Annotated in this window: 16 protein-coding genes; 3 read left to right on the top strand and 13 right to left on the bottom strand. The window is 71.3% G+C overall.

Annotated features, from left to right (window positions below; genetic code table 11):
- Position 1 precedes the first annotated feature (1 nt).
- The 13 genes from shc to ACZ418_RS09595 form a co-directional block, all read right to left on the bottom strand.
- On the bottom strand, positions 2 to 2,029 hold the full coding sequence (gene shc / locus ACZ418_RS09655; RefSeq protein WP_468359602.1) for a squalene--hopene cyclase: 2,028 nt from the start codon (positions 2,027 to 2,029) through the stop codon (positions 2 to 4).
- A gap of 121 nt (positions 2,030 to 2,150) precedes the next feature.
- The gene (locus ACZ418_RS09650) at positions 2,151 to 3,215 is read right to left on the bottom strand and encodes a polyprenyl synthetase family protein (RefSeq protein ID WP_468360756.1); all 1,065 of its coding nucleotides are present in this window, start codon (positions 3,213 to 3,215) and stop codon (positions 2,151 to 2,153) included.
- Positions 3,216 to 3,286: 71 nt separating this feature from the next.
- Positions 3,287 to 4,720 carry a hydroxysqualene dehydroxylase HpnE gene (hpnE, locus tag ACZ418_RS09645; protein WP_468359599.1) on the bottom strand — a complete coding sequence of 478 codons (1,434 nt, stop codon included), beginning with the start codon at positions 4,718 to 4,720 and terminating at the stop codon, positions 3,287 to 3,289.
- Positions 4,717 to 4,824, bottom strand: coding sequence for a DUF6380 family protein (locus ACZ418_RS09640; protein WP_468360753.1), 108 nt, complete (start codon positions 4,822 to 4,824; stop codon positions 4,717 to 4,719). The genes hpnE and ACZ418_RS09640 overlap by 4 nt, the downstream gene beginning before the upstream one ends.
- A 23-nt stretch (positions 4,825 to 4,847) precedes the next feature.
- Positions 4,848 to 5,810 (bottom strand): presqualene diphosphate synthase HpnD, encoded by a 963-nt coding sequence (hpnD, locus tag ACZ418_RS09635; protein ID WP_468359596.1) that lies wholly within the window; start codon positions 5,808 to 5,810, stop codon positions 4,848 to 4,850.
- Complete coding sequence (gene hpnC / locus ACZ418_RS09630) at positions 5,807 to 6,703, bottom strand: squalene synthase HpnC (RefSeq protein ID WP_468359593.1); 897 nt, start codon at positions 6,701 to 6,703, stop codon at positions 5,807 to 5,809. The genes hpnD and hpnC overlap by 4 nt, the downstream gene beginning before the upstream one ends.
- 360 nt (positions 6,704 to 7,063) lie before the next feature.
- The gene (locus ACZ418_RS09625) at positions 7,064 to 7,885 is read right to left on the bottom strand and encodes an ABC transporter ATP-binding protein (protein ID WP_468359590.1); all 822 of its coding nucleotides are present in this window, start codon (positions 7,883 to 7,885) and stop codon (positions 7,064 to 7,066) included.
- Entirely contained in the window at positions 7,872 to 8,801 is a 930-nt protein-coding gene (locus ACZ418_RS09620; protein WP_468359587.1) for an ABC transporter permease, read from the bottom strand. Before ACZ418_RS09620 ends, ACZ418_RS09625 begins: the two co-directional genes overlap by 14 nt.
- 59 nt (positions 8,802 to 8,860) lie before the next feature.
- Positions 8,861 to 9,745, bottom strand: coding sequence for a glycosyltransferase family 2 protein (locus ACZ418_RS09615; RefSeq protein WP_468359584.1), 885 nt, complete (start codon positions 9,743 to 9,745; stop codon positions 8,861 to 8,863).
- The gene (locus ACZ418_RS09610; protein WP_468359580.1) at positions 9,742 to 10,521 is read right to left on the bottom strand and encodes a CDP-alcohol phosphatidyltransferase family protein; all 780 of its coding nucleotides are present in this window, start codon (positions 10,519 to 10,521) and stop codon (positions 9,742 to 9,744) included. The genes ACZ418_RS09615 and ACZ418_RS09610 overlap by 4 nt, the downstream gene beginning before the upstream one ends.
- Positions 10,499 to 11,560, bottom strand: a complete 1,062-nt coding sequence (locus ACZ418_RS09605) for an iron-containing alcohol dehydrogenase family protein (RefSeq protein WP_468359577.1) — start codon at positions 11,558 to 11,560, stop codon at positions 10,499 to 10,501. The genes ACZ418_RS09610 and ACZ418_RS09605 overlap by 23 nt, the downstream gene beginning before the upstream one ends.
- Positions 11,548 to 12,300, bottom strand: a complete 753-nt coding sequence (locus ACZ418_RS09600) for a phosphocholine cytidylyltransferase family protein (RefSeq protein ID WP_468359574.1) — start codon at positions 12,298 to 12,300, stop codon at positions 11,548 to 11,550. The genes ACZ418_RS09605 and ACZ418_RS09600 overlap by 13 nt, the downstream gene beginning before the upstream one ends.
- Positions 12,297 to 14,132: a DUF5941 domain-containing protein gene (locus tag ACZ418_RS09595; protein WP_468359571.1), complete on the bottom strand. Its 1,836-nt coding sequence runs from the start codon at positions 14,130 to 14,132 to the stop codon at positions 12,297 to 12,299. The genes ACZ418_RS09600 and ACZ418_RS09595 overlap by 4 nt, the downstream gene beginning before the upstream one ends.
- Positions 14,133 to 14,403: 271 nt before the next feature.
- Between ACZ418_RS09595 and galE the strand changes: the two genes are divergently transcribed.
- The 3 genes from galE to idi all read left to right on the top strand — a co-directional run bounded on the left by galE (position 14,404) and on the right by idi (position 17,299).
- On the top strand, positions 14,404 to 15,375 hold the full coding sequence (galE, locus tag ACZ418_RS09590; RefSeq protein WP_468359568.1) for a UDP-glucose 4-epimerase GalE: 972 nt from the start codon (positions 14,404 to 14,406) through the stop codon (positions 15,373 to 15,375).
- A gap of 199 nt (positions 15,376 to 15,574) precedes the next feature.
- Positions 15,575 to 16,516: a cation diffusion facilitator family transporter gene (locus ACZ418_RS09585; protein WP_468359565.1), complete on the top strand. Its 942-nt coding sequence runs from the start codon at positions 15,575 to 15,577 to the stop codon at positions 16,514 to 16,516.
- 189 nt (positions 16,517 to 16,705) lie between these two features.
- On the top strand, positions 16,706 to 17,299 hold the full coding sequence (gene idi / locus ACZ418_RS09580; protein WP_468359562.1) for an isopentenyl-diphosphate Delta-isomerase: 594 nt from the start codon (positions 16,706 to 16,708) through the stop codon (positions 17,297 to 17,299).
- Positions 17,300 to 17,361 lie beyond the last annotated feature (62 nt).

Genomic DNA, 17,361 nt, shown 5'->3' with positions numbered 1-17,361 from the left:
GTCAGCTCCCCTTTGCCTCGGGAAGCGGTTTCCCGGCGAGGAGGCCGCGCTCGAAGGGGTCGCCGTGCAGATAACGGCCGAGCGCGGTGAGCGGGAAGACCTGCCGGTACAGGTGGTAGTTGATGGAGAAGTCCCAGGGGAAGCCGGTGCCGGTGAAGTACGGCTCGTCCCAGCTGCCGTCCTCCCGCTGGGTGTCCGCGAGCCACCGGATGCCGCGCTCGACGGCCTTGGAGTCCTGCTCCCCCGCCGCGAGCAGCGCCATCAGCGCCCACGCGGTCTGCGAGGCCGTGGAGGCGCCACGGCCGCTCCACTCCTTGACGTACTTGTAGGAGCGCAGGTCCTCGCCCCAGCCGCCGTCGTCGTTCTGCACGCTCTCCAGCCAGGCCACGGCCCGCCGGATCGCCGGGTGCGAGCCGGGCAGCCCGGCCGCGGTCAGCGCGGGCACCACCGAGCCCGTGCCGTAGATGTAGTTGACGCCCCAGCGGCCGAACCAGGAGCCGTCCGGCTCCTGTTCGGCCAGCAGCCAGTCGATGCCGCGCCGGGTGCGCGGATCGTGGGCGAGGCCCTCCGCGGCGAGCATCTCCACGACATGCGCGGTGACATCGGCCGACGGCGGGTCGATGACCTCGCCGAAGTCGCAGAACGGCAGCCGGTTCGGGAACGGGCTGGTGTTGTCGACGTCGAAGGCGCCCCACGCGCCGTTCTTCGACTGCATCCCGAGGTTCCAGCGCACCGCGCGCCCGATCGCCCGGTCCACGCGCTCGGGGTCGTGGTGCCTGACCCGGCGCAGCGCGAGGGAGACCTCGGCGGTGTCGTCGATGTCGGGGTAGTTGTCGTTGTGGAACTCGAACGCCCAGCCGCCCGGCGGGAGCCCGGGCCGCCGTACGGCCCAGTCGCCGGGCCGGACGATCTCCTCGCCGAGCATCCAGTCGGCCGCCTTGACCAGTTGCGGATGGTCGACGGGCAGGCCCGCGTCGACGAGTGCGATGGTGGCCAGGCAGGTGTCCCACACCGGGGACTGGCAGGCCTCGATCATCCGGGCGCCGTCCTCGCGCCATACGGCGAAACGGTCCAGCGAGGCGAGGCCCTCGCGCATCACGGGATGTTCGAGGTCGTAGCCGAGCAGGTGCAGGGCGATGACCGAGTACACGGCCGGGGGCTGGATGCCGCCCCAGCAGCCGTCGTTCTCCTGCCGTTCGATGATCCACCGGGCCGCCGAGTTCATCGCGGCCCTGCGGAGTCTGCGCACGGCGACCTTGCGGTAGCCGCGGACCACCTTGTCGAGCCGCTGGAACAGCCCGTCCCAGCTCACCACGGGGGCGAGCGGCTGCGGCGGGTTGGGGTTCGCCGGGTCGGTGTGCAGCTCGTCCAGCGGGAACGGCGCCGGGCGCACGGGGCGCTTGGCGGAGACGACGGTGAGCGGCACGATCGTCTGCCGCGCCCAGCAGCCGAAGTCGTAGATGTTGAGCGGGAACCAGGTGGGGAAGTAGATCAGCTCCGGCGGCAGCTCGGGCAGGTCCTCCCACTTCCACCAGCCGAACAGGGCGAGCCAGATCCGGGTGAACACACGGGCGGCGGCGATACCGCCGCGCTCACGGATCCAGGCGGAGGCCTTGGCCATGTGCGCCTCGTCGGGAGCGTCGCCGGCCAGGCGCAGGGCGACATAGGCCTCCACGGTGGTGGACAGCTCGCCGGGCCCGCCGTAGAAGGTGGCCCAGGTGCCGTCCTCGCGCTGCTCGCCGCGGATGAACGTCGCGGCGGCCTGCGTCGTCCTCTCGTCCCGGATGCCCAGGAACTGCCGGAGCAGCAGGTCCTCGGCGTCCATGGTGACGTTGGTCTCCAGGTCGCCCTTCCACCAGCCCTGGGCGTCCTGCCGCGCGAGCAGGAAGTCGGTGGCGCGCCGGGCGGCGCACGCGGCGGCTTGTTGTACCCCGGCCGCCTCGGGGGTGGTGATGGCGGTGGTTTCGCTGGCCGCGGCAGCGCGGGACGGCACAGTCGCCCCGGTGCTTCCGTCGGTCGTCGCTGTCATGGCTTCCCCTTCGTGCAGTCGTGCGAGTCGTGCTGCTGTGGGTCCGCCGTCGGCCGGTGTCCTGATGTCGATCCTCGGACACCGGCCGGCGACTACGCGAGGCGTGTTGGGCCGATAGTGATCATCTCTTTCGTACGACGACGAAGTCGGCGAGCGCCGTGAAGGAGTCGCGCACCCGGTCGGGCATGTCGACGGCGTCGAGGGCTTCGATGGCGACGGTGTGCTGACGGCGTGCTTCCTCGGCCGTCCAGTCGCGGCCGCCGGCCTCCTCGATGAGAGCCGCGCGCGCCGCGAACTCCTCCTCGGAGAAGTTCTCGAAGTCGCTGCTCTTGGCGTCGGCGGCGAGCATCTCACCGAGCCGCTCGGAGGCGGCGCCGCCGGCCGCGAGCGCGGCGACGACCGGCAGGGACTTCTTGCGCTGGCGCAGGTCGCTCCAGGTCTGCTTGCCGGTCGCCTCCGGGTCGCCCCAGATGCCGAGCAGGTCGTCGATCGCCTGGAAGGCCAGGCCGAGGTGGTAGCCGTACCGTTCCAGCGCGTCGGCGGTGGCGTCGTCCGCGCCGCCGAGGACCGCGCCGATGGAGCTGGAGGCGGCGAGCAGCGCGCCGGTCTTGTTGCCCTCCATCTCCAGGCACTCCTCGACGCTGACCCGGTCGCGGTGCTCGTAGGAGATGTCCTGCGCCTGACCGTCGATCAGGGCGCGGGTGGCGGTGGTGAGCCGGCGGGTGGCGCGGCCGGCCTCGACGGTGCCGAGTTCCAGCAGGACCTCGTTGGCGAGGGCGAACAGGGCGTCGCCGACCAGGATCGCCTGGGCGGGGCCGTGCACCTTCCAGACGGTGTCGCGGTGCCGGCGCTGCTCGTCGCCGTCCATCAGGTCGTCGTGCAGCAGCGAGAAGTTGTGGACGAGTTCGACGGCGACGGCACCGGGGATGCCCACCTCGGGCGCGGCGCCGGTGACCTCGGCGGAGAGCACGGCGAGCGCGGGACGCACGGCCTTGCCGCCGTCGCCGTCGGCCGGGTTGCCCTGGGCGTCGATCCAGCCGAAGTGGTAGGCGGCGACGGTGTCCATGGGAGACGCCAGCCGGTCGACGGCCGCACGCAGGACCGGAGTGGCCAGGGTGCGGCCGCGCTCCAGCAGCGCGGTCACGTCCACCGCGGCCCGTGGGGCGGGCGTCGAGGCCGGGGGCACAGTGGGCACAGTCTCTCCTCTTGTTGCGGTACCGGGGGTGCGGGGGCCTGCCGCGGGCTCCTGATCGAGCATCAGGCCGCCTCCTCGAACTCGAAGAGATGGCGGGGGCGGGGCCGGCCCAGGGCGCTGAGTGTGGCGTCGGCCGCGCTCACTCCACTGCGGACCGCACTCTCCATGGTCGCGGGCCACCCGGTGGCGGTCCACGCTCCGGCCAGGTACAGGCCGGGGGACTTGGTGCGGGCGCCGGGCCGCAGCCGCCCGACGCCGGGGGTGGGGGCGAACGTGGCCGTGCGCTCCCGGGTCACGAAGAAGTCCTTCACCACGGCGCCCCGCGTACCCGGAATCAGCCGCTCCAACTCGGGCAGATAGCGTTCGCGCAGTTCGGCGACCGGCAGGTCGATCTCTCCGTGCGCGGCCGACTGGGACAGTGCCAGGTACTGACCCTCGGTCAGCCCGGAGGCGTCGGTGCGGTCGAAGACCCACTGCACGGGCGTGCCGAGGGCCGCGAAGAAGGGGCGCGCGAGCACCTTGCGGTCGTAGACGACATGGACGTTGAGGATCGGCGCGGTGCCGATCGCGAGGAGCTGCTCGGGGGTGTCGAGGGCGCCGGGCGGCAGCAGGTCGTGGGCCTCGCGCTGGGGTACGGCGAGGACGACGGCGTCCGTCTCCAGGCGCTGGCCGGGAACCTGAACGCTCCACGTGCCGTTTTCGTTGGTAGAGACGGAGGTGACGCGTGTACGGACCTCGGTACGGACGCCCGCGGAGTCGAGCGCCTTGCGGGCCAGCCGGTCGTGCAGTTCGCCCAGCGGGACGCGGGCCCAGCCGATGTCGGCCGCGCCCGGGTCGGACAGCAGACCGGTCTTGAACACCATCGCGGCGAGCCCCAGCGAGGCGTCGCCCGCGACCGCGTTGAGGGTGGCGACCCCGACCAGGTCCCACAGGGCCTCGACGGCGCGCGCCGACTGGCCGTGTGCGGCCAGCCAGCTGCCGAAGTCCTGGGTGTCCAGGGTCGGATCGGCGAGGTCGAGCCCCTTCAGCGCGAGCGCGGCCCGCCCGACCGCGGCGCGCTCGGCGAGCGAGAGGTGCGGATAGGCGGCCAGGCTGCGTCCTAGGTGGAGGGGGACGGGCAGCGGGTCGCGCCGCAGCCGGCCGAGCCGCCTGCCCTCGGGCTTGGCGACGTCGACGACGGGCACGTCCAGGCGGTCCTGCAGCGGTGCCAGCGCCGCGCCCTCGATGCGGTCGAGGAACCAGCGGTAGGCGGTGCAGCAGCGCAGGTACACGTGCTGGCCGTTGTCGACGGTCAGGTCGCCGCGCTGGAAGGAGAAGGCGAGGCCGCCCAGCCTGGGCCTGCCTTCGAGCAAGGTGACGCGGACACCCGCGTCGGCCAGCGCGAGCGCTGCGGTGATCCCGGCGAGCCCGCCGCCGACCACGACCGCGCGGCGGCCTGCGGCGCCCTCGGGTTCCGCGGTGCCGTGCGCCTTTGCGGGGCGTGAGCCTTCGCTCATGCTGCTGCGTCCTTCCATGCGTACCGAGCGTGCAGGTGGAACCGTGCACGCTCGGCCGTCGCAGTCAGGGACGCCACGCCGCGGTGGAGGGTTGCCTGCCGCATGTCTCCTGGTTCGGTGAGGTCCATCAGGCGCGCCTCCTGACGGAACGCGGGGAGACATGGCGGCTCACATGCCGGGTGTCCAGACCGGACAGACCGCGTACGGCGACATAGGCCTTCTCGCGTCCGGGCAGCGAGACCCGGCCGCGCAGCACGGCCTCCGGGTCGCGCTCGATGCGGTCCAGCAGCCGGCGGTAGATGCCGGCCATGGCGGCGACGCACGCGCCGCTGCGCCGGTCGAGCATGGGCAGCAGCCGGTAGCCCTCGGCGAAAAGGGCGCGGGCCCGCCGTACTTCGAAGTGCACGAGGCCCGCGAAGTCGGAACCCTCCGGCGGCGTCGGCCCGTCGAACCCGGCCGAACAGCCGAACTTGGCGAGGTCGTCGGCGGGCAGATAGGTACGGCCGCCGGCCGCGTCCTCGCGGACGTCCCTGAGGATGTTGGTCAGCTGCAGGGCGAGGCCGAGGGTGTCCGCGTACTCGGGTGCGCGCTCGGCGCCGCGCGCGCCCGGTTCGGTGCCGAACACGCCGAGCGAGAGCCGGCCGATGGCACCGGCGACACACCGGCAGTAGACCTTCAGGTCGTCCCAGGTCTCGTAGGTCTCGCCGCGTACGTCCATCTGGACGCCGTCGATCAGCTCGTCGAGGCCGCCGAGCGGGATCGGGAAAGCGCGTGCGGCATGGGCGAGAGCGACCGCGACCGGGTCGGTGTCGTCCTCCTCGACCTCGTCCTGACGGACCCGGCCGAGCAGCGCCCTGGTGTCCTCCAGCCGCTTCAGCTTCACCTCGTCGGCCAGGTCGCCGTCGCCGATGTCGTCCACGCGCCGGGAGAACGCGTACAGCGCCGACATGGCGCGGCGCTTGGGTGTGGGCAGCAAGCGGATGCCATAGGCGAAGTTGCGTGCCTGCTGCCCGGTGACGGTCTCGCAGTAGCTGTAGGCGGCGAGTACCGGTGCGGACACGTGCGACGGAGAATCCACGGTCCGGATCACCCCTCTCCTCGCAGGATCACGCCCGCCTCACGCAGCAACTGGACCTTGCCGGGTCGGGGCGGGCCGGGAAGTACGTCGTATTCGGCGGCGGCGATCGCCCTGATCGCCGCCCTTCCCCCCGCCACGAACCCCGCGAGCAGCAGCTTCAACCTGCCGTGGACGCTACCCACCAGGGGGGCGCCTTCATTCAGCAGAACGCGGGCGCGTTGCGCCTCGTATGCAACCAGGGCGCGCACCGATGCGCTCGCGCTTTTCGCGGAGAGATCCGTTTCCTCGACGTGAAAGCGCTTCATGTCCTCGGCCGGGAGGTAGATCCGGTCACGGCCGAGGTCCTCGGCGACATCCTGGAGATGTTCCACGATCTGCAACGCGGTGCAGATCCTGTCGGACAGCCGGATCCGCTCGGGGGTCGAGGTGCCGGTGACGGCGAGGACGAGGCGGCCGACGGGGTTGGCGGACAGTTCACAGTAGGCGAGCAGGTCGTCGTAGGTCTCGTAGCGGGTGACGAGCTGGTCCTGGCGGTTGGCGGCGATCAGGCCGAGGAACGGCTCGGGGGTGAGGGAGCGGCGGCGGACGGTGGGCTGGAGACGGCGCAGCAGCGGGTGGTGCGGGGTGCCGTCGAAGACGCGGCGCAGGTCGGTCTCGAAGGCGTCGAGGAGGACCAGCCGGTCCGCGGCCTCGGCGGGCGACACGCCGAGCAGCCGGGCGTCGGCGCCGCCGGGGGCGAGGTCGCCGTCGCCGATGTCGTCGACCAGACGGGCGAAGCCGTAGACGGCCATGAGGTCCTCGCGCCAGGCCTTGGGCAGGAAGAAGGGGGCCACGGGAAAGTTCTCGCTCGTGGCCTTGTCCAGGGTGGCGCGTTCCGGATCCGGCGCCGTTTCGGTGGCCGTCATCGGGCGCTGCCCGGCGCGGGGACGGCACATGCTGCGTTGAGCTGGGGAGTTTCCGTAGCCATTGCCGTCACATCTCCCGTTCTACACTGCCGACCCAATAGACACTATTTCGGACACGCCGCCCGGCAATCCGCGGGGGCGCCCTGGCGCAGGGTGTCGCGCATTATCGCCCCACTTGCCGCTTTCCGGCACCGGTACAGCTTACGTTGTACAACGCAGCAAGGTCCGTCGGGGTGTCCTGCACATCACAACAACACACCGATTGGCGTCAAGATTCCTGACGCCAAACGGAGTTGACGGTTCCTTTGCAGACGCCGGGCCCCGCCGGACGGCTTCCGGCGGGGCCCTGGCCGAAACGGGCTACTTGCCCGTGAACTTCTCGTACTCCTTCAAGACCTCTTCGGTCGGTCCGTCCATGCGCAGCTCCCCGCGCTCCAGCCACAGGACGCGGTCGCAGGTGTCACGGATGGACTTGTTGTTGTGACTGACCAGAAACACCGTGCCGGCCTCCTTGCGCAGTTCCCGGATGCGTTCCTCGGAGCGCTTCTGGAACTTGCGGTCGCCGGTGGCGAGCGCCTCGTCGATCATGAGGACGTCGTGGTCCTTGGCGGCGGCGATGGAGAACCGCAGCCGGGCGGCCATACCGGAGGAGTACGTGCGCATCGGCAGGGTGATGAAGTCGCCCTTCTCGTTGATCCCCGAGAAGTCGACGATGTCCTGATAGCGCTCCTTGATCTGCTCCCGGGACATCCCCATGGCGAGGCCGCCGAGGATGACGTTGCGCTCACCGGTCAGGTCGTTCATCAGGGCCGCGTTGACGCCGAGCAGCGAGGGCTGGCCGTCGGTGTAGACCTTGCCCTTCTCGGCGGGCAGCAGGCCGGCGATGGCGCGCAGCAGGGTGGACTTGCCCGAGCCGTTGGAGCCGATCAGGCCGATGGCCTCGCCGCGGTAGGCCACGAAGGACACGCCGCGCACGGCGTGCACCTTGCGCACCCCGCGCTCCTCGCCGCGCTTGATGATGCGGCTCAGGGCGGCCGTCGCGCTGCCCTTGCCCGTCTTGGCGCCGTTGACGCGGTAGACGATGTGCAGGTCGTCCGCGATGACCGTGGGGCGACGCTCCCCCGTGTGCTGCACGGCGTTCTGCCCGGTGCTCCGCTCGGCGTTCTGCTCAGCCACGGCCATACCTCTCCTCCGCCTTCCAGAAGTACACGAAACCGCCGGCGAAGACGACCACGGCCCAGAACAGCGCGATGGCCCACACGTGCGGCGGCAGGTTCGAGGCGCCGTAGCCGTCGATCAGCGCGTAGCGCATCAGGTCCATGTAGACCGCGGCCGGATTGACCTGGAGCAGCCGGACCGCGATCTCGGAGCGGCCCTCCATCATCTTGTTGATGGAGAACATCACGCCGGAGGTGTACATCCAGGTGCGCAGGATGAACGGCATCAGCTGGGCGAGGTCCGGCGTCTTGGCGCCCATGCGGGCCACGATCAGCGCGAGCCCGGTGTTGAACAGGAACTGCAGCAGCAGGACCGGCACGATCAGCAGCCAGGCGGGGCTCGGGTAGCTGCCGAAGCCGATCGCCACGACGAACATCACGATCATCGAGAACAGCAGCTGCTGGAGCTGCTGCAGCGAGAAGGAGATGGGCAGCGAGGCGCGCGGGAAGTGCAGGGCGCGCACCAGGCCCAGGTTGCCGGAGATCGCCCGGACACCCGACATGACCGAGCTCTGCGTGAAGGTGAACACGAACACGCCCGTGACCAGGAACGGGATGTACACGTCCTGGGACAGGCCGCGGCTCGCGTGCAGGATCACGCCGAAGATGAAGTAGTACACGCCCGCGTTCAGCAGGGGCGTCGCCACCTGCCACAGCTGGCCGAGCTTGGCCTGGCTGTACTGCGCCGTCAGCTTCGCCTGGGAGAAGGCGAGGATGAAGTGGCGCCGCCCCCACAGCTGGCGGACGTACTCGGGCAGCGAGGGCCGGGCGCCGCTCACGGCGAGCCCGTACTTGGCGGCGAGTTGCGCCGCCGTCAGCCCCTCGTCGGGCGACGGTATCGCGCTCACCGCGACACCGCCGTCATGGGTTGTGTGACTCACGAGTGGAAATCCGGACTCTCTTGGGTAAGAAGCTTGCTCTCTTCGGTAAGAGAAGCTTCTCAGATCACCGGGGGCCGGCCCAGCCGGGTCAGCCGCCACACCGTGCGCCAGCGCATCGGGCGGCGGGGACCGCACCCAGTGGTCCAGCCCTCCTTGAACCCGCCGAACCAGGCCCGCAGGGCCGGACGGGAGGGGCGGCGGACCAGGGTGAGCAGCATCCAGACCCCGAGGTAGACGGGGACCAGGAGGGCGGGGAGGTTACGGCGGGCCAGCCACACGCGGTTGCGGGCGACCATGCGGTGGTAGACCGCGTGCCGCGAGGGCGCGGTCGTCGGGTGGTACAGCACCATGTCCGACCGGTAGTCGATCATCCAGCCGGCGTCGAGGGCCCGCCAGGCCAGGTCGGTCTCCTCATGGGCGTAGAAGAACTCGTCCGGCAGCCCGCCGACCTCGGCGAACACTCTGGTGCGGACGGCGTTGGCACCGCCCAGGAAGGTGGTGACCCGGGAGGAGCGCATCGGGTCGGAGGCGCGCAGCCGGGGCACATGGCGGCGCTGGGTCTCGCCGGTCTCCGGATCGGCGATGCGGAAGCTGATGATGCCGAGCTGCGGGTCCGCGGCGAAGGCCTCGCGGCACAGCTCGGCGGTGTCATGACGGGCGAGCAGCCCGTCGTCGTCGAGGAAGAGCAATATGTCGACGTCCCGGCCGCCGGGACCGAAGGCCTCTATGCCGACGTTGCGGCCGCCGGGGATGCCCAGGTTCTCGGGCAGCTCGATCGTCCGTACGCCGTCGGGCACGTCCGGGACCGGCGAGCCGTTGCCGACGACGACCACCTCGATTCGGCCGCCGTCCTGCTTGGCGACCGAGTCGAGCAGGGCCCGCAGCTCCTCGGGCCGGTTGCCCATGGTGATGATGACGGCGCCGACCCGCATGGCCGTGCTCACTTCAGCCTGCTGGAGGCGAGGATGGACACCAGGTGCAGCAGGGTCTGCAGCAGGGCGATGCCGGCCAGCACCGCGACGCCCAGCCGGGTAAAGAACAGGTCGCCGCGCACCTGGTCCACGATGGCCAGGACCAGGATCAGCAGGGACGCCTCGATGCCGAGGATCAGCCGGTGGAACTTGAGCGCGGCGGCGGCACGCCGGGCCAGTGCCATGCCGGAGGAACGCATCTCGGCGGCGGCCTCCTTGACCGGGGGCTTGCCGGCCTGGTGGCGGGCGACGCCGACCAGGTCGGTCTCGGCCTTGATGAGAATGGCACCGAGCGCGGCGAGCGTGCCGAGGAAGGCCCACAGCCAGTCGATACGGCCGCCGCCCCACAGGTCGGCGGCGCGCAGGCCGAAGCCGGTGAGCACGGCGGCGTCGGTCAGATAGGCGCCGACCCGGTCCAGGTAGACGCCGTTCAGCGAGTACTGCTTCTTCCAGCGCGCGATCTCGCCGTCGACGCAGTCCAGCAGCAGATACATCTGGACGCACACCACGCCGAGCACGGCGCCCGGGATCCCCGGAACCAGAAGTGCCGGGGCCGCGAGCACGCCGAAGACGGTCATCAGGTACGTGAGCTGGTTGGGCGTGACCCTGGTGTTCACCAGGTAGCGGTCGACGCGCAGGGAGACCTCTCGCATGTAGAGGCGTCCCATCCAGTGCTCACCGCTGCGCCGGTCCTTCACCCCCGCGGGGTGGACGACCGGACGGAGTTCAGCTACCGATGGCCTTGACATAGTCGGCGTAGATGTCCTTGATCTGGTTCGTCTTGAGGGCGAGGTGTTCGAGGATCGTGTAACGGCCGGGGCGGGTCTCCGGGGCGAACTCCACGACGCGGACGAACTCGTCCACGCTGAAGCCGATCTCCTCCGGCAGCACCGGAAGGCCGTGGTGCCGCAGCACCCCGGCCGTGTGGACCGCCTCCTCGTGCGCCCCGCGCACATACATCGCGAAGGCAGCGCCGAGCCCGCACTGCTCGCCGTGGGCGGCGGCCCGCTTGGGGAAGAGCAGGTCGAAGGCGTGGTTGATCTCGTGGCAGGAGCCGGAAGCGGGCCGGGAGTCGCCGGAGATCGACATCGAGATACCGGTGAGGACCAGTGCCTCGGCGAGCACCTGGAGGAAGTCGTTGTCGCCGATGCCGCCGGGGTGCCTCAGGACCGCCTCGCCCGCCTGGCGGGCCATGGCCGCGGCGAGACCGTCGACCTTCTCGCCCGTCACGCGGTGGGACAGCTCCCAGTCCGCGACCGCGTTGATGTTGGAGATCGCGTCGCCGATGCCGGCCCGGACGAAGCGGGCCGGGGCCTCGCGGATGACGTCCAGGTCGATGACGACCGCGATGGGGTTCGGCACGCCGTAGGAGCCGCGCCCCGCGTCGTTGTCGAGGGTGGCGACCGGCGAGCACAGGCCGTCGTGCGCGAGGTTCGTCGGCACGGCGACCAGGGGCAGGCCGACGCGGGCCGCGGCGAACTTGGCGCAGTCGATGATCTTGCCGCCGCCGAGGCCGACCACGGCGTCGTAGTGGCCGGACTTCATCTCGCCGGCCAGCCGGATCGCGTCGTCGAGGGTGCCGCCGCCGACCTCGTACCAGCTGGCGCCGGGCAGCGAGGGGGCGATGCGCTCGCGCAGCTTGGTGCCGGAGCCACCGCTGACGGCGACGGCGAGCCGGCCGGACTGCGCGATGCGCTCGTCGGCGAGGACACAGGCCAGGTCGTCCAGGGCACCCGGGCGGATGTCCACGACGACCGGCGAGGGAATCAGCCGGGTCAGTAGTGGCACGCGATCTCCCGTCCCTTGGCGAGGTCGTCGTGGTTGTCGATCTCGACCCACTTGACGTCGCCGATCGGCGCCACGTCGATCCGGAAGCCGCGGTTGACCAGCTCCTGGTACCCGTGCTCGTAGAACTGCTGCGGGTCCGTCTCCCAGACCGTCTTCAGCGCGTCGGCCAGCTCGGGGGCGGCATCGCCCTCGATCAGGGTGACGCCGATGTACTCGCCGGTGGCCTCGGCCGGGTCCATCAGCTTGGTGATCTTCGTCATGCCCTTCCCGGGCTCGACGACGACCTTCATCTCCTCGTCCGCGAGGGACTTCACGGTGTCCAGCGCGAGGATGATCCTCTTGCCCTCGCCGCGGGCCGCGAGCAGTGTCTTCTCGACGGAGACCGGGTGCACGGTGTCGCCGTTGGCGAGGATCACACCGTCCTTGAGCGCGTCACGGCCGCACCACAGGGAGTAGGCGTTGTTCCACTCCTCGGCCTTGTCGTTGTCGATGAGGGTGAGCTTGAGGCCGTACTTCTGCTCCAGGGCCGCCTTGCGCTCGTACACGGCCTCCTTGCGGTAGCCGACGATGATCGCGACCTCGGTCAGACCGACCTCGGCGAAGTTGGCGAGGGTGAGGTCGAGGACCGTGGGTTCGCCCTCTATGCCCGCGGGCCCCACCGGCACCAGCGCCTTGGGCAGGGTGTCGGTGTAGGGGCGCAGACGCCGTCCGGCGCCGGCCGCCAGCACGAGGCCGATCATGCGGGTTCTCCTTCGTCGTGTACGGCTGGGGCCCCTGCGGAGACCCAGAAGCGGATGCTCTCGGCGAGCACCACGAGGGCGACGGCCACGGCGAGGACCGTGAGCGCGACCGTGAACTGCGAGGCGGTGAGCACCGCGGCCAGGACGGTGACGAGCAGCGTCCGCCCCTCGTGCCCCCCGATGACGCGCACCAGCCAGGCCGGGGGCGCTCCGGCGTTGCCGCGGATGCGGTACACCGTGTCGTAGTGATGGTAGGCGACGGCCGCCACCAGGCCGAAAGCCGCGGGGAGGGCGCCGTTCACCCCTGCTTCACCGGCGAGGGCGAGCACGGTGCCGTACTCGGCGGCCCGGAAGAAGGGCGGGACCAGCCAGTCGAGGGTGCCCTTGAGGGGGCGGGCGACGGCGAGGGCCGAGGTGAGGACGTAGACCAGGGCGCCGATCGCCGGCAGCACCGAGCCGTGGCCGGTGAGGGCGGAGCAGGCGACCACCGCGGCACCGCCCAGGAAGGCTGCGGCGGGCACGGCGAGACCGGGCAGGCCCCGCTGTGCGACCCGCCCGAGGGCGTCCGCCAGTGGTCCGGAGTCGGCGAGGTCCGCCAGCGCCCGGGCGGCCCGGTCGGTGCGCCGGGCCTTGCGGGTGAGGGAGCGCAGGACGCGTCCGGCCGTGGTGTAGGTCGCGGCGAAGGCGCAGCCGACGAGCAGGACGTAGAAGGTGATCCGGGGCGTGGTGGCCGCGGTGAGGACCGCGATCATCGCCCAGCGCTCGCCGATCGGCAGGACTATCATCCGCCGCACCCACACCGTCCAGCCGACGCTGTCGAGCTTGTCCGAGAGCGCGGCGGTGGGGCTGGTGTTGGCGGCGGCGTCGTGGTTGGCCTCGTTGAAGGAGAAGTCGACCACGTGCCGGCAGGTCTGCAGGACCATCGCGCCGAGGGCGAGGGCCCACACGTCGTCGCCGCCCCGGGCCGCTCCCAGCGCGAGGCCGGCGTAGTAGGCGTACTCCTTGGCCCGGTCGAAGGTGGCGTCGAGCCAGGCGCCGAGCGTGGAGTACTTCAGGGCGTAGCGGGCGAGCTGGCCGTCGGTGCAGTCCAGCACGAAGGAGGCGATCAGCAGCACACCGGCTGCTATGAAGCCGCCGCGGGTGCCCGTGGCCGCGCAGCCCGCCGCGATGAGCGCGGTGAGCAGCGAGGCCGTGGTGACCTGGTTCGGGGTCAGACCGCGACGGGCGCACCAGCGGGCGATGTAGCGCGAGTAAGGGCTGATGAAGAAGGTGGTGAAGAAGCCGTCGCGGGACTTCACCGCCGACCTCAGGCGTACGGCCTCGTCGTCGACGGCGGCGACGGCCTGCCGTGCCTCGTTGCGGGCCTGCGGGTCGGCGGGGACGGCGGCGACCAGGCTGCCGAGTTCCGGCCGGTGCACCTCGCAGCCGTCGGCGTCGAGGGCGGTGACGACGCGGTCGGCGAGGCTGTCCACGTCCCCCACGCTCGACTTCGCTCGCGCGGGGGCACCCCCATGCGCGGTGCCTGCGCCGACGGAGGTCTCGCGGGCCACGGCCCGGGCCAGCTCCTGCCGGGCGGCCGGCTGGGCGGTGACGGCGCCGGGGATCGCGGAGAGAGCGAAGCGCGGGTCGGTCAGGCCGAGACGCAGGGTGTGCCGGTGACCGACGAAGCGCGCGTCGACCAGGGCCACACGGTCGCTGGCGGGCGCCGCGGCGAGCAGGGTCTCCGCCTCGGCGGCGTCCGCTGCCACCCGGACGTCGAAGCCGAGCGACCGCAGATCGTTCTCGAGGGACGATCCGGGGACCGGCTGACCGGTGACGATGGCGGTCGACAACCGAACTCACTCCCTGGGTGCCGACGCGAGCGCCGGTCTCTTTCGTGGTGGGGCGCCCTGCCAGCGGCACCCGGGCGGCATGTCGGCAGAGGCTATCCGATGGGCGGGAGCCCTTGTTCACCGGCCGTTCACGGCCCGGCCCACGGGGGCTGCCCCGGCCTTTGCCGCGATCATCATCGGGGATCCGGGGCCCACCCCACAAACCCGTCGGCGCAGACCAGGGCATCCGGGACACCCGGCGCGTCGGCACCTCGGCATAAGGTGAACGACCATGACGTGGCTGATCACCGGCGGAGCCGGATACATCGGGGCGCATGTGGCACGGGCCATGGCCGGCGCCGGGGAGAGCGTCGTGGCGCTGGACGATCTGTCGGCGGCGGTGCCCGCCCGGCTGCCCGCGGACGTCCCGCTGGTCGAGGGCTCGACGCTGGACGGGGACCGGCTGAAGCGGGTCTTCGCCGAGTACGACGTCACGGGCGTCGTCCATCTCGCGGCGCGCAAGCAGGTCGCCGAGTCGGTGGCGCAGCCCACTCGGTACTACCGGGAGAACGTCGGCGGTCTGGCCACACTGCTGGACGCGGTCGCCGAGGCGGGGATCGACCGCCTGGTGTTCTCCTCGTCGGCGGCGGTGTACGGCAACCCGGACGTGGACCTGATCACCGAGGACACCCCGTGTGCGCCGGTGAACCCCTACGGCGAGACCAAGCTGGCCGGTGAGTGGCTGGTGCGGGCGGCCGGAAAAGCGCACGGAATCTCCACGGTGTGCCTGCGCTACTTCAACGTGGCGGGCGCGGCGGTGCCGGAGCTCGCGGACACCGGTGTGTTCAACATCGTGCCGATGGTCTTCGACCGGCTCACCCGCGACGAGGCCCCGCGGATCTTCGGCGCCGACTATCCGACGCCGGACGGCACCTGCATCAGGGACTACATCCATGTGGCCGACCTCGCCGAGGCCCACCTCGCCGCGGCGCGCCGGCTCGCCGACGGGGGCGTGTCCGGCGATCTGACGCTGAACATCGGGCGGGGCGAGGGCGTCTCGGTGCGCGAGCTGATCACGGTCATCGGGGAGGTCTCCGGGGACCGCCGGGAGCCGGTGGTGGAGGCGCGCAGGCCGGGGGACACGCCGCGCGCGGTCGCCTCGGCCGCGCGGGCTGCCGAGCAGCTGGGCTGGCGGGCCCGGCGCGGGGTCCACGAGATGGTCGCCTCGGCCTGGCAGGGCTGGCAGCTGCATCACGGCGGCTGAGTCGAGGACGAACCTGAGCCGAGGGCGGACCCGAGCCGAGGACGGACCGAGGATGAGCCGATGAGCCTCACCCATTCTGACCTGCGGAACGTTTCCGCAGGTCAAGGCACATGACAACGGTGTTCAGTGCCGCGTTGCCCCATACCCCCCACCCGTAGTTCACTGGGCCAAGCCGGACGGATACGAAAGGGCGGACGTCATGGGGGCAGGGCACGACCACGGGCACGCGCACAGCCATGCGCCGCCCACGGGTACGGCCGCGGCCGCGTTCCGGGGCCGACTGCGGATCGCGCTGGGCATCACGCTCACGATCATGGTGGTGGAGATCGTCGGCGGTCTGGTCGCGGACTCGCTCGCGCTGATCGCGGACGCGGCGCACATGGCGACCGACGCGGTGGGCCTCGGCATGTCCCTGCTCGCGATCCACTTCGCCAACCGCCCGCCGAGCACCAACCGCACCTTCGGCTACGCCCGCGCCGAGATCCTCGCCGCCCTGGCCAACTGTGTGCTGCTGCTCGGGGTCGGCGGATACGTCCTGTACGAGGCGATCCAGCGGTTCGTGACGCCCGCGGAGACCCGCGGCGGCCTGATGATCGTGTTCGGTCTGATCGGCCTGGTCGCGAACTCGGTCTCGCTGACCCTGCTGATGCGCGGGCAGAAGGAGAGCCTGAACGTGCGCGGCGCCTTCCTGGAGGTCGCCGCGGACGCGCTGGGCTCGTTCGCGGTGCTGGTGTCGGCGGCGGTGATCCTGACCACCGGCTGGCAGGGCGCCGACCCGGTCGCCTCGCTGGTCATCGGCCTGATGATCGTGCCGAGGACACTGAAGCTGCTGCGCGAGACGCTGGACGTGCTGCTGGAGGCGGCACCGAAGAACGTCGACATGGCCGAGGTGCGGGCGCACATCCTGGCGCTGGACGGCGTGAAGGACGTACACGACCTGCACGCGTGGACGATCACCTCCGGGATGCCGGTGCTGTCGGCGCATGTGGTGGTCAGCTCGGACGTGCTCAGCGCCGTCGGCCACGAGAAGTTGCTGCACGAGCTGCAGGGCTGCCTCGGCGACCACTTCGACGTGGCGCACTGCACCTTCCAGCTGGAGCCGAGCGGGCACGCGGAGCACGAGGCGCGACTGTGCCACTGACGGCACACACAGGCGTACGCACAGACGTTCGACACCCGCCTCGGACGGTTCCGTGATCTCCTGACCGGGCACGATGATCTACCGGGTCCGCATTCCGTGCCGCGCCGCGCGCGGACGTGCCGGGAAGTGCCGGGAGTGCCGGATTCGTACGGCAGACTTGGGGTGCGAAGACCGAGGCGAAGGATGGGTATGCCGATCACACCTGCCACCGCGACGCACAGCTCGTCGAATGGCACCGCAGAGGCGATTTTGCTGGAACTGGTCGACGAGAAGGGTGTGACGATCGGCACGGCGGAGAAGCTCGCCGCGCACCAGCCGCCGGGACAGCTGCACCGCGCGTTCTCGGTGTTCCTCTTCGACGAACAGGGCCGGTTGCTCCTGCAGCAGCGGGCGCTCGGCAAGTACCACTCCCCCGGCGTGTGGTCCAACACCTGCTGTGGCCACCCGTACCCGGGCGAGGCGCCGTTCGCCGCGGCGGCCCGGCGCACGTTCGAGGAGCTCGGCGTGTCGCCCTCGCTGCTGGCGGAGGCGGGCACGGTCCGCTACAACCACCCGGACCCCGCCTCGGGCCTGGTCGAGCAGGAGTACAACCACCTGTTCGTCGGCCTGGTGCAGGCGCCGCTCGCGCCGGACGCGGAGGAGGTCGCCCAGACCGCCTTCGTGACGGCCGCCGAGCTGGCCGAGCGACACGCCCGCGACCCCTTCTCGGCCTGGTTCATGACGGTCCTGGACGCGTCCCGCCCGGCGATCAGGGAACTGACGGGCCCGTCCGCGGGCTGGTGACCCACCCACGCCAACACGCGGGCCTGCGGCACCACGACAGCACCGGCGGGCCTGGCCTCGTC

The sequence above is a fragment of the Streptomyces sp. NPDC030820 genome (assembly GCF_055572075.1).
The sequence above is the reverse complement of the archived record's forward strand: the minus strand, read 5'-3'. Positions and strand labels throughout refer to the sequence as shown.

Coding starts and splice junctions, on each gene's coding strand:
- shc (WP_468359602.1), bottom strand. CDS start 2,029: ATGACAGCGACGACCGACGGAAGCACCGGGGCGACTGTGCCGTCCCGC.
- hpnE (WP_468359599.1), bottom strand. CDS start 4,720: ATGAGCGAAGGCTCACGCCCCGCAAAGGCGCACGGCACCGCGGAACCC.
- ACZ418_RS09640 (WP_468360753.1), bottom strand. CDS start 4,824: ATGCGGCAGGCAACCCTCCACCGCGGCGTGGCGTCCCTGACTGCGACG.
- hpnC (WP_468359593.1), bottom strand. CDS start 6,703: ATGACGGCCACCGAAACGGCGCCGGATCCGGAACGCGCCACCCTGGAC.
- ACZ418_RS09625 (WP_468359590.1), bottom strand. CDS start 7,885: ATGGCCGTGGCTGAGCAGAACGCCGAGCGGAGCACCGGGCAGAACGCC.
- ACZ418_RS09610 (WP_468359580.1), bottom strand. CDS start 10,521: ATGTCAAGGCCATCGGTAGCTGAACTCCGTCCGGTCGTCCACCCCGCG.
- ACZ418_RS09600 (WP_468359574.1), bottom strand. CDS start 12,300: ATGATCGGCCTCGTGCTGGCGGCCGGCGCCGGACGGCGTCTGCGCCCC.
- galE (WP_468359568.1), top strand. CDS start 14,404: ATGACGTGGCTGATCACCGGCGGAGCCGGATACATCGGGGCGCATGTG.
- ACZ418_RS09585 (WP_468359565.1), top strand. CDS start 15,575: ATGGGGGCAGGGCACGACCACGGGCACGCGCACAGCCATGCGCCGCCC.
- idi (WP_468359562.1), top strand. CDS start 16,706: ATGCCGATCACACCTGCCACCGCGACGCACAGCTCGTCGAATGGCACC.